The sequence below is a fragment of the Streptomyces sp. NPDC024687 genome, from assembly GCF_055559055.1.
Window position 1 is genome coordinate 703188 of record NZ_JBVHLJ010000004.1, and the last position, 16155, is coordinate 719342.

14 protein-coding genes are annotated in these 16155 nt (G+C 70.9%); 10 read left to right on the forward strand and 4 right to left on the reverse strand.

Annotated elements, in window-relative coordinates; genetic code table 11:
- Nucleotide 1: 1 nt before the first annotated feature.
- Complete coding sequence (locus ACZ39I_RS19835) at nucleotides 2–1618, reverse strand: acyl-CoA synthetase (protein WP_467245647.1); 1617 nt, start codon at nucleotides 1616–1618, stop codon at nucleotides 2–4.
- A gap of 177 nt (nucleotides 1619–1795) precedes the next feature.
- Here ACZ39I_RS19835 and ACZ39I_RS19840 point away from each other — a divergent pair, with 177 nt between their 5' ends.
- The 8 genes from ACZ39I_RS19840 (at nucleotide 1796) to ACZ39I_RS19875 (ending at nucleotide 8769) form a co-directional block, all read left to right on the forward strand.
- Entirely contained in the window at nucleotides 1796–2596 is an 801-nt protein-coding gene (locus ACZ39I_RS19840; RefSeq protein ID WP_467245648.1) for a crotonase/enoyl-CoA hydratase family protein, read from the forward strand.
- A 148-nt stretch (nucleotides 2597–2744) separates the two neighbouring features.
- The gene (locus ACZ39I_RS19845) at nucleotides 2745–3686 is read left to right on the forward strand and encodes a Zn-ribbon domain-containing OB-fold protein (RefSeq protein ID WP_467245649.1); all 942 of its coding nucleotides are present in this window, start codon (nucleotides 2745–2747) and stop codon (nucleotides 3684–3686) included.
- On the forward strand, nucleotides 3683–4726 hold the full coding sequence (locus ACZ39I_RS19850; RefSeq protein WP_467245650.1) for a thiolase domain-containing protein: 1044 nt from the start codon (nucleotides 3683–3685) through the stop codon (nucleotides 4724–4726). The genes ACZ39I_RS19845 and ACZ39I_RS19850 overlap by 4 nt, the downstream gene beginning before the upstream one ends.
- The gene (locus tag ACZ39I_RS19855) at nucleotides 4723–5889 is read left to right on the forward strand and encodes a thiolase domain-containing protein (protein WP_467245651.1); all 1167 of its coding nucleotides are present in this window, start codon (nucleotides 4723–4725) and stop codon (nucleotides 5887–5889) included. Before ACZ39I_RS19850 ends, ACZ39I_RS19855 begins: the two co-directional genes overlap by 4 nt.
- Nucleotides 5890–5984: 95 nt before the next feature.
- Entirely contained in the window at nucleotides 5985–6227 is a 243-nt protein-coding gene (locus tag ACZ39I_RS19860) for a DUF397 domain-containing protein (protein ID WP_028807758.1), read from the forward strand.
- A gap of 119 nt (nucleotides 6228–6346) precedes the next feature.
- Nucleotides 6347–7267 (forward strand): universal stress protein, encoded by a 921-nt coding sequence (locus ACZ39I_RS19865; RefSeq protein ID WP_467245652.1) that lies wholly within the window; start codon nucleotides 6347–6349, stop codon nucleotides 7265–7267.
- Between the two features lie 81 nt (nucleotides 7268–7348).
- Nucleotides 7349–7945 (forward strand): CGNR zinc finger domain-containing protein, encoded by a 597-nt coding sequence (locus tag ACZ39I_RS19870; RefSeq protein ID WP_467245653.1) that lies wholly within the window; start codon nucleotides 7349–7351, stop codon nucleotides 7943–7945.
- 326 nt (nucleotides 7946–8271) lie between these two features.
- On the forward strand, nucleotides 8272–8769 hold the full coding sequence (locus ACZ39I_RS19875) for a hypothetical protein (protein WP_389991904.1): 498 nt from the start codon (nucleotides 8272–8274) through the stop codon (nucleotides 8767–8769).
- A gap of 53 nt (nucleotides 8770–8822) precedes the next feature.
- Here the strand turns inward: ACZ39I_RS19875 and ACZ39I_RS19880 are convergent, their stop codons facing one another.
- Both ACZ39I_RS19880 and ACZ39I_RS19885 read right to left on the reverse strand, forming a co-directional pair.
- Nucleotides 8823–10778: an N-acetylmuramoyl-L-alanine amidase gene (locus ACZ39I_RS19880; RefSeq protein WP_467245654.1), complete on the reverse strand. Its 1956-nt coding sequence runs from the start codon at nucleotides 10776–10778 to the stop codon at nucleotides 8823–8825.
- 271 nt (nucleotides 10779–11049) lie between these two features.
- Nucleotides 11050–12189 carry an aminoglycoside phosphotransferase family protein gene (locus tag ACZ39I_RS19885; RefSeq protein ID WP_467245655.1) on the reverse strand — a complete coding sequence of 380 codons (1140 nt, stop codon included), beginning with the start codon at nucleotides 12187–12189 and terminating at the stop codon, nucleotides 11050–11052.
- A 243-nt stretch (nucleotides 12190–12432) separates the two neighbouring features.
- Between ACZ39I_RS19885 and ACZ39I_RS19890 the strand changes: the two genes are divergently transcribed.
- Complete coding sequence (locus ACZ39I_RS19890; RefSeq protein WP_467245656.1) at nucleotides 12433–13926, forward strand: DNA-binding protein NsdB; 1494 nt, start codon at nucleotides 12433–12435, stop codon at nucleotides 13924–13926.
- A 5-nt stretch (nucleotides 13927–13931) separates the two neighbouring features.
- Here the strand turns inward: ACZ39I_RS19890 and ACZ39I_RS19895 are convergent, their stop codons facing one another.
- Nucleotides 13932–15362: a PP2C family protein-serine/threonine phosphatase gene (locus ACZ39I_RS19895; RefSeq protein ID WP_467245657.1), complete on the reverse strand. Its 1431-nt coding sequence runs from the start codon at nucleotides 15360–15362 to the stop codon at nucleotides 13932–13934.
- Nucleotides 15363–15735: 373 nt separating this feature from the next.
- Between ACZ39I_RS19895 and ACZ39I_RS19900 the strand changes: the two genes are divergently transcribed.
- Nucleotides 15736–16149 (forward strand): SsgA family sporulation/cell division regulator, encoded by a 414-nt coding sequence (locus ACZ39I_RS19900; protein WP_467245658.1) that lies wholly within the window; start codon nucleotides 15736–15738, stop codon nucleotides 16147–16149.
- The last annotated feature ends 6 nt before the right edge of the window (nucleotides 16150–16155 follow it).

Sequence of the window (16155 nt, forward strand, 5' to 3'; positions counted from 1 at the left end):
GTCATCCGTCCGTGGCCGCCACCGCCACCTTCTGTGCCCACCGGTAGTCCGCCTTGCCGCTCGGCGACCGGCGGATGGACTCCGCGATCACCAGCTGGCGCGGCACCTTGTACCCCGCGAGCCGCGTCCGGCAGTGCGTCTGGAGATCATCCAGGGACATCCGCACCGCCCCCTGGCGCAACTGCACGACGGCGGCCACGTGGTGCCCCCACTTCACGTCCGGCACCCCGGCCACGAGCGCGTCGTACACATCCGGATGCGCCTTGAGCGCCTGCTCGACCTCCTCCGGGTACACCTTCTCGCCGCCCGTGTTGATGCACTGCGAGCCCCGCCCGAGGACGGTGACGATCCCCTCCTCGTCGACGGTGGCCATGTCACCGAGCAGCACCCACCGCTCGCCGTCCTTCTCGAAGAAGGTCTCGGCGGTTTTCCGCGGGTCGTTGTAGTAGCCGAGCGGCACATGGCCGCACTGCGCCACCCGGCCCACCTCGCCCACGGGCACCGGCTCGTGCGTGGCCGGATCGACCACCTGGGTGCGGGAGTTGACCCGGACCCGGAAGCCGCGCTCGGGGCCGGAGTCCTCCGTCGCCGTCCCGTTGAAGCCGGACTCGGAGGAGCCGAAGTTGTTGAGCAGCATGGCGTTCGGCACGAGCGCCCGGAACTGCCGGCTCACCGTGTCCGACATGATCGCGCCGGACGAGGACACACTGAACACCGACGACATGTCGGTGCCCTTCATCGGACCCTCCAGCGCGTCGATGAGCGGCCGCAGCATCGCGTCGCCCACCAGCGACATGGCGCTGACCTTCTCCCGCTCGACGGTCCGCAACACCTCCTCGGGCACGAACTTGCGGTGCAGCACGACCCGTTGGCCGAAGTTGAAGCCGATGAGAGCGGTCAGCGTCGAGGTGCCGTGCATCAGCGGGGGCGTGGGGAAGAAGGTGATCCCCGCCCCGCCCGCCGCGACCCGCTCGGCGAGCTCCTCGGGCCGCTCGACAGGCTCCCCGGTCGGTGCGCCGCCGCCCAGCCCGGAGAAGAACAGGTCCTCCTGGCGCCACATCACCCCTTTGGGCATCCCGGTGGTCCCGCCGGTGTAGATGATGAACTGGTCGTCGGCCGAACGCGCCGGGAACCCGCGCTGGGACGACCCGGAAGCCTCGGCGTCAGCGAAGTCCACCGCCGGTAGCGCGCCCGGCTCCGCCTCCCCGACCCGTACCAGGTGCCGCAGCCGTTCCGCGTGCGGCAGTGCGGCCGCCACCCGGTCGGTGAACTCGGTGTCGAAGACCAGCCCCACCAGATCCGCGTCCCGGTAGAGGTAGACCAACTCTTCCTCGACATACCGGTAGTTGACGTTGACCGGGACGACCCGCGCCTTCAGACAGCCCAGCAGCGCCTGCACGTACTCCACCCCGTTGTAGAGGTGCAGCCCGACGTGCTCACCGGCCCGTACTCCGCTGTCGAGCAGATGGTGACCGATGCGATTGGCCGCGGCGTCCAGTTCCGCGTACGTCAGCCGTCGCTCCCCGCCCGTACCGGGAATGTCGATGTACGCGAGCGCCTCACGGTCCGGCACCACGTCGACGACCGACTCGAACAGGTCGGCAAGGTTGTACTCCACCGTTCCTCCTGAACTGGTCCCGGCCTGGCTCTGTGACGGTTCGCCGGTCATCAGAGCAAAGGGCGGCGTGACTGTGAAGGGCTCACGCGAAGAAATCTGACTGTCTGTCAGAAAACCCTTGAAGTGCATCGGCGCCTACTGCAACCTGTTCTCGTTCTGGCAGAGGGGAGACGGTCGATGGGTGGCACGGAACACCTCGACATCCAGCGCGAGGGCGCCACGCTGGTGCTCACGCTCAACAGGCCCGAGGCGAAGAACGCGCTCTCGTTGCCGATGCTGGTCGGCCTGTACGACGGCTGGCTGGAGGCGGACGCGGACGACTCGATCCGCTCGGTGGTCTTCACCGGCGCGGGCGACTCGTTCTGCGCCGGCATGGACCTCAAGGCCCTCGCGGGCAAGAGCACCGGCGGCGAGCAGTACCGGGAGCGGCTGACCGCCGACCCGGACCTGCACTGGAAGGCGATGCTGCGCCATCACCGCCCTCGCAAACCGGTGATCGCGGCCGTCGAGGGGTACTGCGTGGCGGGCGGCACGGAGATGCTCCAGGGCACCGACATCCGGGTCGCCGGGGAGTCGGCGACCTTCGGCCTCTTCGAGGTCAGGCGCGGCCTGTTCCCGATCGGCGGCTCCACGGTCCGGCTGCAACGTCAGATCCCGCGCACGCACGCGCTGGAGATGCTGCTCACGGGACGCCCGTACACCGCACGGGAAGCCGCCGACATCGGGCTGATCGGCCATGTCGTCCCCGACGGCACGGCTCGTGCCAAGGCCCTGGAGATCGCCGAACTGATCAACGACTGTGGTCCGTTGGCCGTCGAGGCGGTGAAGGCCTCGGTCTACGAGACGGCCGAGATGACCGAGACCGCCGGGCTGGCCGCCGAGCTGAAGCGGGGGTGGCCGATCTTCGACACGGCCGATGCGAAGGAGGGTGCGCGCGCCTTCGCGGAGAAGCGTCCGCCCGCTTACCGGCGCGAGTGAGCCTTCGTCCCAGGTGCGTCGGACACTGCGGGCCGTCGGTGGCCGGTCGCGCAGTTCCCCGCGCCCCTGGGGCGTTGGACTCGCCGAGCCCGCCAAGCCACCGTCCGCCCACCCGCGCGCGTCCGTCCTCGAAGGAGGCACGCCCTCGATGCCCGAAGTCCTCAAAGCCCCCCTGGTCGTCGAATTCCCCTTCACCCGCTCTCTCAGCCCCGTCCAGAGCGCCTTTCTGACCGGTCTGCGGGAACGCGTGATCCTCGGTGTGAAGACCCGCGACGGCCGCACCCTGGTCCCGCCCGTCGAGTACGACCCCGTCACCGCCGAGGAGATCCGCGATCTCGTCCACGTCGGCATCACCGGGACCGTCACCACCTGGGCCTGGAATCACCAACCGCGTCGCGGTCAGCCGCTGGACACGCCCTTCGCCTGGGTCCTGGTGAAGCTCGACGGCGCCGACACCGCCCTGCTGCACGCCCTCGACGCCCCCGGCCCCGACGCCGTCCGCACCGGCATGCGCGTCCGGGTCCGGTGGGCCGAGGAACGCACCGGTGCCATCACCGACATCGCGTGCTTCGAGCCGTACGACGGAGACGACTCCGAAGTCACCGTCCACGCCGGGGAGTTCGAGGACCCGGTCCACGGCATCGTCGCCGAGGCCCGCCTCGACTACACCTACTCGCCGGGCCGCGCCCAGACCGCCTACATCAACGCCCTCGCCGAGCGCCGGGCCGTCGGTGAGCGCTGCCCGTCCTGCCGCAAGGTGTACGTCCCGCCCAGGGGTGCCTGCCCCACATGTGGTGTGGCCACGGCGGAACAGGTGGAAGTGGGTCCTGCCGGCACAGTGACCACCTTCTGCATCGTCAACATCAAGGCGAAGAACCTCGACATCGACGTGCCGTACGTCTACGCCCACATCGCCCTCGACGGCGCCGACCTCGCGCTGCACGGCCGGATCGGCGGCATCCCGTACGACCAGGTGCGCATGGGCCTGAGGGTCGAGCCGGTGTGGACCGAGGGCGGCCGTTACCCGGACCACTACCGGCCCACCGGTGAACCCGACGCGGACTACGAGACGTACAAGGAGCTGCTGTGACGCGTGACATCGCGGTTGTCGCCTTCGCCCAGTCCGACACCCTGCGCTCCACCGAGGAACTGTCCGAGGTGGAGATGCTCATGCCGGTCCTGCACGACGTCATCGCGCAGACCGGTCTGAAGACCGCCGACATCGGCTTCACCTGCTCGGGTTCCTGCGACTACCTCGCGGGGCGCGCCTTCTCCTTCACCCTCGCCCTCGACGGGGTCGGCGCCTGGCCGCCCATCTCCGAGTCGCACGTCGAGACGGACGGGGCCTGGGCGCTGTACGAGGCATGGACCAAGCTGCTGTCCGGCGACGCCGACACCGCGCTGGTGTACTCCTACGGCAAGTCCTCGCCCGGTTCCCTGCGCGACGTGCTCACCCGGCAGCTGGACCCGTACTACGTCGCCCCCCTGTGGCCCGACTCCGTCGCTCTCGCCGCCCTGCAGGCCCAGGCGCTCATCGACGCGGGCGACACGGACGAGCGCGAACTGGCCGCGATCGGCGCCCGCAGCCGCAGCACCGACAACCCGCGCGCGCAGCTCAAGGGCCCTGTGCCGCAAGGGGATTACCTGGTACGTCCGCTGCGCACCGGAGACTGCCCGCCCATCGGCGACGGGGCCGCCGCCGTGGTCCTCGCGGCGGGGGAGCGGGCCAGGGACCTGTGTGAGCGCCCCGCCTGGATCCGCGGGATCGACCATCGCATCGAGGCGCACTCGCTCGGCGTCCGCGACCTGACCGACTCGCCCTCCACCCGCCTGGCGGCCGAGCGGGCCGGAGCCTTCGAACGGCCCGTGGACACCGCCGAGTTGCACGCGCCGTTCACCTCGCAGGAGGTCGTCCTGCGCAAGGCTCTGCGACTCGACGACTCCACCCGGATCAACCCTTCCGGGGGAGCTCTCGCCGCCAATCCGATGATGGCCGCCGGACTCGCCCGCATCGGCGAGGCCGCCGCCCGTATCCACCGGGGCGAGTCCGACCGCGCCCTGGCCCACGCCACCTCCGGGCCCTGTCTCCAGCAGAACCTGGTCGCCGTACTCGAAGGGGATCCCCGATGAGCAAGGAGCCCGTGGCCGTCGTAGGCATCGGCCAGACCAAGCATGTCGCGGCCCGCCGGGACGTGTCGATCGCCGGGCTCGTCCGGGAGGCGGCCCGACGGGCGCTCGACGACGCCGAGTTGACCTGGGCCGACATCGACGCCGTGGTGATCGGCAAGGCGCCCGACTTCTTCGAGGGCGTCATGATGCCGGAGCTGTACCTGGCCGACGCGCTCGGCGCGGTCGGCAAGCCGCTGCTGCGCGTGCACACGGCGGGCAGCGTCGGCGGCTCCACGGCCCTGGTCGCCGCGAACCTGGTGGCGGCGAGGGTGCACTCCACCGTCCTGACCCTCGCCTTCGAGAAGCAGTCAGAGTCCAACGCCATGTGGGGCCTGTCCCTGCCGATCCCCTTCCAGCAGCCCCTGCTGGCCGGAGCGGGCGGCTTCTTCGCTCCGCACGTGCGCGCGTACATGCGGCGCACCGGCGCGCCCGACACGGTCGGCTCCCTGGTGGCGTACAAGGACCGCCGGAACGCGCTCAAGAACCCGTACGCGCATCTGCACGAGCACGACATCACCCTGGAGAAAGTCCAGGCCTCACCCATGCTCTGGGACCCGATCCGCTACTCCGAGACCTGCCCCTCCTCGGACGGCGCCTGCGCCATGGTGCTCACCGACCGGGCGGGCGCCGCGCGGGCGCCGCGGCCGCCGGCCTGGATGCTGGGCGGCGCCATGCGCAGCGAGCCGACACTGTTCGCCGGCAAGGACGCCGTGTCGCCGCAGGCGGGCAAGGACTGCGCGGCCGATGTGTACCGGCAGGCCGGAATCGCCGACCCGCGCCGGGACATCGACGCCGTCGAGATGTACGTGCCGTTCTCCTGGTACGAACCCATGTGGCTGGAGAACCTCGGCTTCGCCGACGAGGGCGAGGGCTGGAAGCTCACCGAGGCCGGGGTCACCGAACTGGACGGGGATCTGCCCGTCAACATGTCGGGCGGAGTGCTCTCCACCAATCCGATCGGCGCCTCCGGCATGATCCGCTTCGCCGAAGCCGCCCTCCAGGCACGCGGACAGGCCGGGGAACACCAGGTGGAGGGCGCCCGCAGGGTGCTCGGGCACGCCTACGGCGGCGGATCCCAGTTCTTCTCCATGTGGCTCGTGGGGTCTGAGCCCCCCGATGCGTGAATTGACTCCTGAAAGGTCCCCCTCACGTGGCCTGTCGGCGGTCCGGGTCGATCGCTAGGCTGGCCGCGGACGACGCAATCGGGAGGAGCACGGACGTGGCCGAGACCACCATCCAGCAGCAGCCGCTCATGGGCTGGGAGAAGCCGGAGCTGGACCTGAGCAACGCCGATTGGCACTCGAGCAGCCGCGGTCGGGGGGATGTCCAGATCGCCTTCGTCGAGGGGTTCATCGCGATGCGCAACAGCGGCCGCCCGGAGAGCCCTTCCTTGATCTTCACCCCCGCGGAGTGGGGCGCGTTCGTGTCAGGGGCGCGGGAAGGAGAGTTCGACCTCACCTGAGCAGTCGGTGTTCCTGCCCTTTTTCCGGACACGCGACCTTGAGCACCTTCCCGGGGCCGACGCCTGAGCGAGGCTGACCCCAGGAAGGGGAGGGTCGTCCTTCCGGAAGTGAGGAACACATGAGCACCCTGCCGGTGATCGCCGCGGTCGACGGTTCGGACGACAGCCTGCGCGCCCTGGACTGGGCGCTCGACGCGGCCCGCCGGCGCGGAGCGCCGCTGCGGGTGGTGCATGTACGGCAGTACGCCGTCTGGGCCCAGCCCGACGTCCTGGTCGCCGGCGCGCCGGACCCGGACGACGATCCCGTCCTCGACCGGGTACGGACCCGTCTGGGGGACCGGCCCGACCAGCCGCCGACCGAGTACCTCGGTGTCGAGGGCGCACCCGGTGCCGTGCTGCCTGAACTGGGCTCCACCGCCCAGCTCCTCGTGCTCGGCTCCCGTGGCCGGGGTGGTTTCGCCGGCCTGTTGCTCGGCTCCAACGGCATGGCCGCCGCCCGTGACGCCGAGTGCCCCGTGGTCGTGGTGCCCCGCCCCGGGCGCGAGGTCGACGGCGAGGCGCCCACCGGGCCGGGCCCGCGGGTGGTCGTCGGCCTGCACGTCGACAGCCCCGACGACGCCGCCCTCGACTTCGCGTTCGGCGAGGCCGGTCTGCGCGGCGCCCGCCTCCAGGTGGTCTCCGCCTACCAGTGGCCCTTGCAGAGCTGGGCGGCACTGGGCGAGATGATCCCGCCGAAGATCGACCAGAATGCCGTGGAGAACGAGACCCGCGCCCTCGCCGAGGGCTTCCTCGCCCCGCACATCGCCCGCCACCCCGGGGTTGTCGCCGAGCCGTACGTGCCCGCAGGCGGCGCGGCCGGACATCTGGTCGCGACCTCCCAGGGCGCCGACCTGGTCGTGGTCGGCCGGCACCGGCGCCGCCTGCTGGCACCGGCCCGCCTGATGGGGTCCGTCACACAGGCCGTCCTGTTGCACGCCGCGAGCCCGGTGGCGGTGGTACCGCCCGGGGCGGTGGAGCCGCAGGACCTCCCGGAGGACTGACGGCCGCCCGGGCCTTCCCACTGGATCACGCACCGCCATGACTGTGCACTAATGGGTGCTGCGACATCTAGCATTAGCCGCATGCAGGACACGATCCCCAGCGACACCCGTCTCGCCCTGGACCTGGCCCTCACCATCCGGCACGACGGACACGGCGGTGTCGCCGACGACCTGAGCGACCTCGCGGGTCTCACCGCCTGGGTCCGGGAACATGCCGGGACGTTGCCGGAGGCCTCGGATCTCGTCGTCGACGAGGAGACCCTCGCCGCGGTGCGTGACCTGAGGGCCGCCGTCCGCGCCCTGTTCGCCCGCGCCGTGCGCCCCGACGCGCCCAGCCCCGCCGACGCGGCCCGCCTCCTGCCGGTGCCCGAGGCCGTCGCCCGCCTCAATGCGGCCGCCGCCCGCACTCCGACCGTCCCCGTCCTGCACTGGACCGACGACGCCGAACCCGTCGTACACCGGCAGCCGTCGCCCCGGGGAGCCGATCTCACGGCCGTGCTCGCGCAGGCCGCGATCGCGTTTCTCGCCGGAGCCGACCGGCGGCGGCTGCGCGCCTGCCATGCCCCGCGCTGCGTGCGCTACTTCCTGAAGGATCATCCGCGGCAGGAGTGGTGCAAGCCCTCCTGCGGCAACCGCGCCCGGGTGGCACGCCACCATGAGCGTCACCGGAAGCAGTGACGTCGCAGGCGGCGGCTCAAGAAGGCAGAACGGCTGCGGTCCCGGACGGTCCCACGGCAACCGCGAGCATCGGTCCGAAGCAGCCACTGCTTCTTGCGCCATGTCCCGCGGAACGCCCGCCGGTTCGAAACGCTCGGTTTCAGGCGGCCCTCATGGTGAGGGGCTCGCCGTCCTCGACGTCGGAATCGGCACGGTGGCCACCGCCTCGACGTGCTGTACGAACACGCGAACGGTGAGCGGTGCCGCGCGGGGGTGCGGGAACCTCGCGACCGGCCCCCACGTACCTGCGCCCGCACGACCACGTGACTGCCCATTACCATGGGCGCATGTCGTTCCTCCGCCGCCGCAGCGCAACCCCCGCCGGTCCAGACTTCGACGTACTGGCCATGGACCCGGGCGACTGGCCCGGCAACCTCGGCGCGGGGCTCCTGCCCGCTCCCGACGGCACCTGCCAGGGCGTCTTCCTTCGCTACGACCTCTTCGGCGGCCGTGGCCCCGCGATGATCATCGGCAACCTCCCCGAGGGCTCACCGGCCCGCGAGGTCCCCGAGGGGCAGGTCCCCTTCGAGGTGGCCCAGCTGCTGCTCGCGCTGGAGAACGACGAGGAGGTGACCGTCACCGACACCGAGGACATGCCGGTGATGCAGGGCGACAACCTCCTGATCGTGCGCCGCCTCAAGCTCTCCGAGAGCCGGATCTCCTGCGTCCAGTTCGACCGCAGCGACAACGTCCAGGTGACCATCGCCGCCTGGGACCGCCCGATCACGGACGACCTGTACGCCCTCCTCAAGCCCCTGCCGGCGGAGCTCTTCCAGCAGGGCTGACGGCCGGCAGGTGGGGGGACACCGTCCCGGACGGAGTCCCCCGCCCCTTCCCGCTAGCGCCGCACCGAGGGCTTCACGTCGACGTCCGCCGCCCGCACGAACGCCACCCGGTGGCCGTACTGGATCTCGTAGTACAGGTCCTTGCCGACCACGACCTTGTGCGAGTCCGTCGTGAAGGTGACCGCGTAGTAGTACTCGCCGGGCACCTTGTCACCGATCACGTACGTCTGGCCCTTGAGCACCTTGTACGGCAGTGGCGACACCGCCTGCGCGGGCACCCCTGTCGGATAGGCGGTGGCCTCGGGGTAGGCGCGGCCGTACACCGGGACGCTGTCGACGCCCTCCTTGGGGGTCACGACGAGACCGGCGGCACTCACTGCCGTCGGGTCGCCCTTGGGGTTCTTGAACCAGGCCTTCTGGCCCAGGTACCAGATCGCCGTCCAGTCGCCGTCGCGCCCGGCGACCGCGTACTGCTGGCCGGTCGAGACCCGTGACGACAGGTCGTTGACGTCGGTCGTCGGGGCCCTGCCGCCCAGACCGATGTCCGTGATCAGGGCGGAGTTCTCGTCGGGGGCCGAGTAGAGCCGCACCTCGCTCGAACCGTGGGACGCGCAGGGCTCGCCCTTGGTGACGCAACCCGTGTACCGCGGCTGGTTGGTGGCGTAGTCCGGGCGGATCGTCACCAGGCCGCCCTGCTTGGGGGCGGTGGCCCTGAACGGGTGGCCCAGCAGCTCGAAGTAATGCCGCCAGTCCCAATAGGGGCCGGGGTCGGTGTGCATGCCCGCGACGGTCGAGGTCGTCGGGCCGGGCACGTTGTCGTGGCCGAGGATGTGCTGCCGGTCCAGCGGGATGCCGTACTTCGCGGAGAGGTACTTCACCAGCCGCGCCGAGGACCGGTACATCGCCTCCGTGTACCAGGCGTCCGGATTGGCCAGGAAGCCCTCGTGCTCCAGACCGATCGACTTGGCGTTGATGTACCAGTTGCCCGCGTGCCAGGCCACGTCCTTCGCCTTCACATGCTGGGCGATGTGACCATCGGTCGAGCGCAGGGTGTAGTTCCACGACACATAGGTCGGGTCCTGCACCAGATTGAGGACGCCCTCCCAGGTGCCCTCGGTGTCATGGATGACGATGTACTTGATGCTCTGCGAGGCCGGACGGTCGCCCAGGTCGTGGTTGCCGTAGTCGTTGTCCCCGAACTCCTCGTACGGCGCCGGGATCCACTCGCAGGACACTGTCCTGGGGCACTCGGTGCTTCCCGACTTGGGCTTCCTGAGGCCCGCCCGGGCCAGCTGCGCGGTGTCCGGGGCGAGCTTCGGGCGGGCGGCCAGCGCGACCCGCTGGCCGGCGTCCGTGGTGCGTTCCTCGCCGGTGCGCAGCACGTCGAAGACGTCGTTCGCGTACGCCGCGGCGGTCGCGCTGTCGTCCGCGCCGGAGAAGCGGGCCACCGCGCCGTACCAGTCGGCCGGGTCCTGGCTCAGCGGTTCGCCCAGGTCCCGCTGGGCGGCGGCCAGCAGCGCGGCGCCGCCGGCGACGTTGGCCGCGGGGTCGGTGCGCAGGTCCTCGGCGCTCCGGCCGGTCAGCTCGGCGGCCTTCGGCAGGGTTTCGAGGCGGGCGGGGAGCTCGGTGGGCGCCGTGATCTTCGTGGCGGGCAGCAGGGCGGCGCGGGCGCTGTCGCCGCGCGCGTCCTCGGTGCCCTCGCTGTGGTGCGGCGCCGAGGCGAGCGCGGTGTGGGCGTCGGTCAGGTGCATCGGCCCGTAGCCCCCCGTCACGCTCGGCGCGCCGGCGTGCGTGTCCCAGCGGGACTGGAGATACGAGACACCCAGCAGGACGCTCTGCGGCACGTGGTACTCGGCGGCCGCCGCGGCGAAGGCCCGCTGGAGGCCGGCCGCCGAGTCCTCGGCCGACGACGGGGCCGCGCCGAGCAGGGGCAGCAGCAGGGCGGTGCCGGCCAGCGTGCCGAGCACCCTCCGGGTGGCTCTGTTGGGGTCGGTGGCGGATCCTCGCAATGCAGCCTCCAGGGACGATCGAGCGCGATGAGCCGAGCGGGGCCGGGCGTGCGTCAGTGCTACCGGCTTGTCGACGATCCGTCAATCATGCCCAGATGCAGGGAATTTCCCATGTCAATCCGGGTTCACGGGAGTTTCGTGGCGCAGGCCCCGCGGGCCTGCGGGGCGTCAGTGGCGTACACCATTGACCGCCACTCGCGAAAGACGCCGCGGACATACGACGGTCCGCAGCGCGCCGCTTCACAGGGCGCACTGCGGACCGTCGTCCCCGTCAGCGAGTGCCGACCGCCGCGCGCACGGCCCGACGGGCCAGCTGGCAGTCGTCGTGCAGCCGCCTCAGCAGCAGCCGCTGTGTCTCGCCGGACGGCGCGGCACCCGGGTGGGCGGGGCCCGATGCCGCCGGGGTCGCGTCGTGCATCGAACGCTGCACGGCCGTCTCGTAGGTACGGATCTCACGGGTCAGCACGAGCATCAGGTTCACCAGGAACGCGTCCCGCGAGGCAGGGCCCACCGACTGGGCGATCTGGCTGATCTGACGACGCGCCACCGGGGCGTCGCCGAGGACCGACCACAGCGTCGCCAGGTCGTAGCCCGGCAGATACCAGCCCGCGTGCTCCCAGTCCACCAGCACTGGACCGGCCGGTGAGAGCAGGATGTTCGAGAGCAGTGCGTCGCCGTGGCAGAACTGGCCCATGCCCTGCCGGCCCGCCGAGTGCGCGATGCCGTGCAGCAGTTTTTGCAGGTCGCCCAGGTCGCGGTCGGTCAGCAGCCCCAGCTCGTGGTAGCGGGAGATGCGGGCCGCGTAGTCGAGCGGGGCGTCGAAGGTGCCCGCGGGCGGACGCCAGGCGTTGAGCCGGCAGACCGCGCCGAGCGCCGCCCTGATGTCCGCGCGGGGCGGGGACTCCGCGGGATGCCGGTGCAGCGCCGCCGCCCTGCCGGGCATCCGCTCGATGACCAGGGTGCAGTTGTCCGGGTCCGCCGCGATCAGCCGCGGGACGCGCACCGGGGGCCGGTGCCGGACGAACGAACGGTATGCGGCTATTTCGTGCCGGATGCGCTCGGCCCATACGGGGGAGTGGTCGAGTAAACACTTGGCGACGGCCGTGCTGCGTCCCGTCGTACCGACCAGGAGCACGGAGCGTCCGCTGCGGCGCAGCACCTGCACCGGGGCGAACTCCGGGCAGATCCGGTGCACCGACGCGATCGCCGTGCGCAGCTGGGCGCCCTGGGGGCCGGACAAGTCGAGTCTCCCGCTGAGCGGTTGGGTGCCGAGCCCCGGAACGCGTCGTGCCCTGCCCGTACCCGGTACGGGGGCGGTCGGCCGCGCGGGGTCGAGGTAGGGGCCACCGCCCGCCGGGCGGAGATGCGGCGACCTGGGCGGGGCGGACACGGAGGACGATGCTGCGTACATGGGAGAGACAGATCCCTTCGTGTGCCTGCTGTGCCTGGAGAAGCAGTGCGCCGCCCGATCCGGACCACCGGGTGCACCCTGGGGAATGTCCCTGTGCGGTCCGGGTCGGGGTGGCGCGTTCCTACCTCAGCGCATATGCCCCGTGGCACACCATCTGGCGCACCCTGGCGAACCCTGGCGAATAGTCCCGGAGCAACTGACCCGGGGCTACTGTCAACTCAGCCGAGAACCTGGGGGCTTGACGTGAGCGGACAACCCAACGCCCGACTTTCGGACCTGTTCGGCCTGGCCGGCTGGTCCAAGGGTGAACTCGCGAGGCTGGTCAACCGGCAGGCGGCGGCCATGGGCCATCCCCAGCTCTCGACCGACACCTCGCGGGTGCGGCGGTGGATCGACATGGGAGAGATCCCGCGCGATCCGGTGCCGCGGGTGCTGGCAGCTCTGTTCACCGAGCGTCTCGGCCGTGTCGTGACCATTGAGGACCTCGGTCTGGTCCGGCACGGGCGTACGGGGAAACGACAGGGCGACGGGAGCGCGGAACATCCCGACGGCATGCCGTGGGCGCCCGACCGAACCGCCGCGGTCCTCACCGAATTCACGGGAATGGACCTCATGCTCAACCGACGCGGCTTGGTGGGCGCGGGTGCCGCGCTCACCGCGGGATCCGTACTCAGCAGCGCCATGCACGACTGGCTGCACACCGATCCGTCCCTCACCGCCGATGCCCCCCAGTTCGACGACCCTCTGCACGCCGACCCCGCCGGGTTCGACCGTTACGAGGCCGCCCCCATCGGGTCGCAGGAGATCGAGGAGCTGGAGCGCTCCGTCGAAGTGTTCCGGGCCTGGGACGCGGCCCGTGGCGGCGGCCTCCAGCGCAAGGCGGTCGTGGGCCAGCTCAACGAGGTGGGTGGCATGCTCGCCTACCGGCACCCCGACCATCTCCAGCGGCGTCTGTGGGGCGTCGCCGCCAACCTGGCCGTCCTCGCGGGCTGGATGTCCCACGACGTCGGCCTCGAACCCACCGCCCAGAAGTACTTCGTCATCGCGGCCCATGCCGCGCGAGAGGGCGGTGACCGGCCCCGGGCCGGCGAGGCGCTCTCCCGCGCGGCCCGCCAGATGGTGCACCTGGGTCGGCCCGACGACGCGCTCGACCTGATGAAGCTCGCCCGGTCAGGCTCCGGCGAAGAGGTGCTGCCCCGCACCAAGGCGATGCTCTACACCATCGAGGCCTGGGCACAGGCATCCATGGGCAAGGGCCAGGCCATGCGCCGCACCCTGGGACAGGCGGAGGACCTCTTCGTCTCCGACAAGAGCGACGTGCCACCGCCGAGTTGGATGCAGACCTTCAAGGAGGAGGACCTGTACGGCATGCAGGCCCTGGCCTACCGCACCCTGGCCGAGCACGACCCGAGCGCGGCCGCGCTCGCCCAGCACTACGCGGAGAAGGCGCTCGCCCTGCGGGTCGACGGACGTCAGCGGTCGAAGATCTTCGACTTCCTGTCGATGGCCTCGGCCTGCTTCATCGCCGACGACCCCGAACAGGCCGACCGGTACGCGCGGTTGGCGCTGGTGTCGATGGGCTCCAACTCCTCCCATCGCACCTGGGACCGGCTGCGCCAGATGTACCGGCTCACCGCCGAGTACTCCAGCTACCCCAAGATCAGCGAACTGCGCGAGGAGATCAGGCTGGCGCTGCCGAAGCAGAAGGGAAGGGGTGGCAACAGCACACGGGCATGAGGTTGCTATGAAGTCACCTTGGCGATGAGCACGCAGGCGTCGTCCTCGCGCTCGGTCTCACCGAACTCCTCCATGACCATCCGCACTCCGTCCTGCGCGGTGCGCGCCCCGCCGAACCGGGGGGCGAGGTCCAGGAGTCGGTTCACGGCGTCCGCGTTGCCGCGTCCGGGCACCAGTCCGTCTGTGTGCAGCAGGAGCAGGTCGCCCGGTTCGAGGGTCTCCTCGGCCTGCGCGTAGACGGCTCCGGAGGTCGCGCCGAGGAGCACGCCGTCGGGGGAGTCCAGCCTGCGCCCCGTCCCGCCCCGGAACAGCAGTGGGGCGGGGTGCCCGGCCTGTGCCCAGACCAGGGTGCGGGTCTCGGGGCGGTAGCGGCAGCAGACCGCGCTGCCGAGGGCCGGCTGCACGGTGGCGTCGAGCAACTGGTTGAGCAGGGACATCAGCGGGCCGGGCTGAGTGCCCGCCATCGCCATGCCGCGCACGGCGCCGAGCAGGGTCGCCATGCCGGATGCCACGGCAACGCCGTGCCCGGTGAGGTCCCCGACGCTCAACAGCGTTTCCCCGTCGGCCAGTTCGAGTGCGTCATACCAGTCGCCGCCGATCAGGGCGCTGGACGACGAGGGGAGATAGTGGGCGGCCAGGTCCAGGGTCTCGGTGCCCCGGTGCGGGAGCCGCAGGGAGCCACGCCACGGCGGCAGCACGGCCTCCTGCAGCTCGACCGCGAGCCGGTGTTCGCTCTGCGCGCGCTGCCGGTGGCGTTGTAACGAGTCACGGGTCTCGCTCACCACCCGTTCACTGCGGCGCAGTTCGCTGACGTCCCGCAGCACCGCCCACATCGAGGCGGTGCTGCCGTCGGCGGCGAGCACGGGCTCGCCCATCATGTGGACGGTGCGCACCTCGCCGTCCGGGCGCACGACACGGAACTCGCCGTCTATGCGTTGGCCGTCGACCAGACAGTCCGTGACCATAACGGTCAGCTTGGGCCGGTCCTCGTCGAGCACCAGGGAAGGGAGCTCGTCGAGGGTGAGCGGGGGAGCGGTGCGGTCGCGGCCCAGGATCTCGTACAGCTCCCCGGACCAACTGGCCTCGTCCGTCAGCAGGTTCCACTCCGCGCTGCCGACCCGGCTGAGCAACGAGCCGCGCCGGGGAGCGGGCGGCGCGGTTCGCGCTGCGGACTGTGCCGCGGGTGCCGAGGGCACGGGCGGCGGGCCGTCCCGCAGTTGCGCCAAGTGCTCGTCGAGGTCGTTGAGTTGGTGCAGTGCGAGGTCGTACAGCGCGCGCTGCCAGCGCTCCGCGGGGTCCGAATCGTCGCTCGGTGCGTCCCGTCGTACGGCGTCCACGTCGCCCTTGAGCCGCCGCGCCTGCGATATGAGCGCGTCGACCGAGCCGCGTCCTGGGGGCTGGGCGGCGGGGCGGTCCGCGGAGAGGTGGGACGACATGACGCACTCCGATGCGGGGACGGTTCGACCAACGCGGGACGGAAGGACCGTTACGACTGTTGCACAGGCCGCGACGCGCTGTAAGAGATTTGGCAACACACGATCCGGTGGTGCTTCTGGCATATGCCACAGTCTTCACGGAGCGGTCGTACCGGACGTATTGTCTACGCCGTTCGGTGCCTCAAGTCGTAGGTGACGTACGTGACTTGATGCGTCGCCGGGGTGGTTGGGCGGGTGTTCATTTATGTGTTCGACGGTCCTGTGTTCTAAAGAGTCTAGGAGACTCGGTGTGATCACTCGCATGTGATGCAGGTCACAATAATTCGCCCACGTTCAGGCGTAATGCAAAGGGGGTCTGCGTGCTCCTAAGAACATGGACACGACCTTCCAGCAGCCCGCTCCTGCCCGCCTGATCACCGCGGAGAACCAGGAACTGCCCATCCCTGCCACCCTGCGCTACGGCTCCACCGATCCACTTGCGGTGTGCGTCGACTTCCCGCCCGAGGTCACCCTGGACGGGCAGGGGGTGACCTGGACCTTCGCCCGTGCCCTGCTGGAGGAGGGGTTGAGTGGACCGGCCGGCGCCGGGGACGTGCACATCTGGCCGTGCGGCCGGGACACCACGGTCGTGGAGTTCCACTCGCCGTACGGCCTCGCCCTCCTCCAGTTCCCGACGCCCGCCCTGCGCGGCTTCCTGCTGCGGACCTACGCGGTGGTCGGCGCCGGGCAGGAGGACCTCGACCAGGCCGTCGAGCGGGGGCTCGGCGAACTCTTCGGGACCGTGTGAGCCGTG

Excerpts from the sequence above, each read along its gene's own strand:
- ACZ39I_RS19840 (WP_467245648.1), top strand. The coding sequence starts at position 1,796 with ATGGGTGGCACGGAACACCTCGACATCCAGCGCGAGGGCGCCACGCTG.
- ACZ39I_RS19845 (WP_467245649.1), top strand. The coding sequence starts at position 2,745 with ATGCCCGAAGTCCTCAAAGCCCCCCTGGTCGTCGAATTCCCCTTCACC.
- ACZ39I_RS19855 (WP_467245651.1), top strand. The coding sequence starts at position 4,723 with ATGAGCAAGGAGCCCGTGGCCGTCGTAGGCATCGGCCAGACCAAGCAT.
- ACZ39I_RS19865 (WP_467245652.1), top strand. The coding sequence starts at position 6,347 with ATGAGCACCCTGCCGGTGATCGCCGCGGTCGACGGTTCGGACGACAGC.
- ACZ39I_RS19870 (WP_467245653.1), top strand. The coding sequence starts at position 7,349 with ATGCAGGACACGATCCCCAGCGACACCCGTCTCGCCCTGGACCTGGCC.
- ACZ39I_RS19875 (WP_389991904.1), top strand. The coding sequence starts at position 8,272 with ATGTCGTTCCTCCGCCGCCGCAGCGCAACCCCCGCCGGTCCAGACTTC.
- ACZ39I_RS19885 (WP_467245655.1), bottom strand. The coding sequence starts at position 12,189 with ATGTACGCAGCATCGTCCTCCGTGTCCGCCCCGCCCAGGTCGCCGCAT.
- ACZ39I_RS19895 (WP_467245657.1), bottom strand. The coding sequence starts at position 15,362 with ATGTCGTCCCACCTCTCCGCGGACCGCCCCGCCGCCCAGCCCCCAGGA.
- ACZ39I_RS19900 (WP_467245658.1), top strand. The coding sequence starts at position 15,736 with ATGGACACGACCTTCCAGCAGCCCGCTCCTGCCCGCCTGATCACCGCG.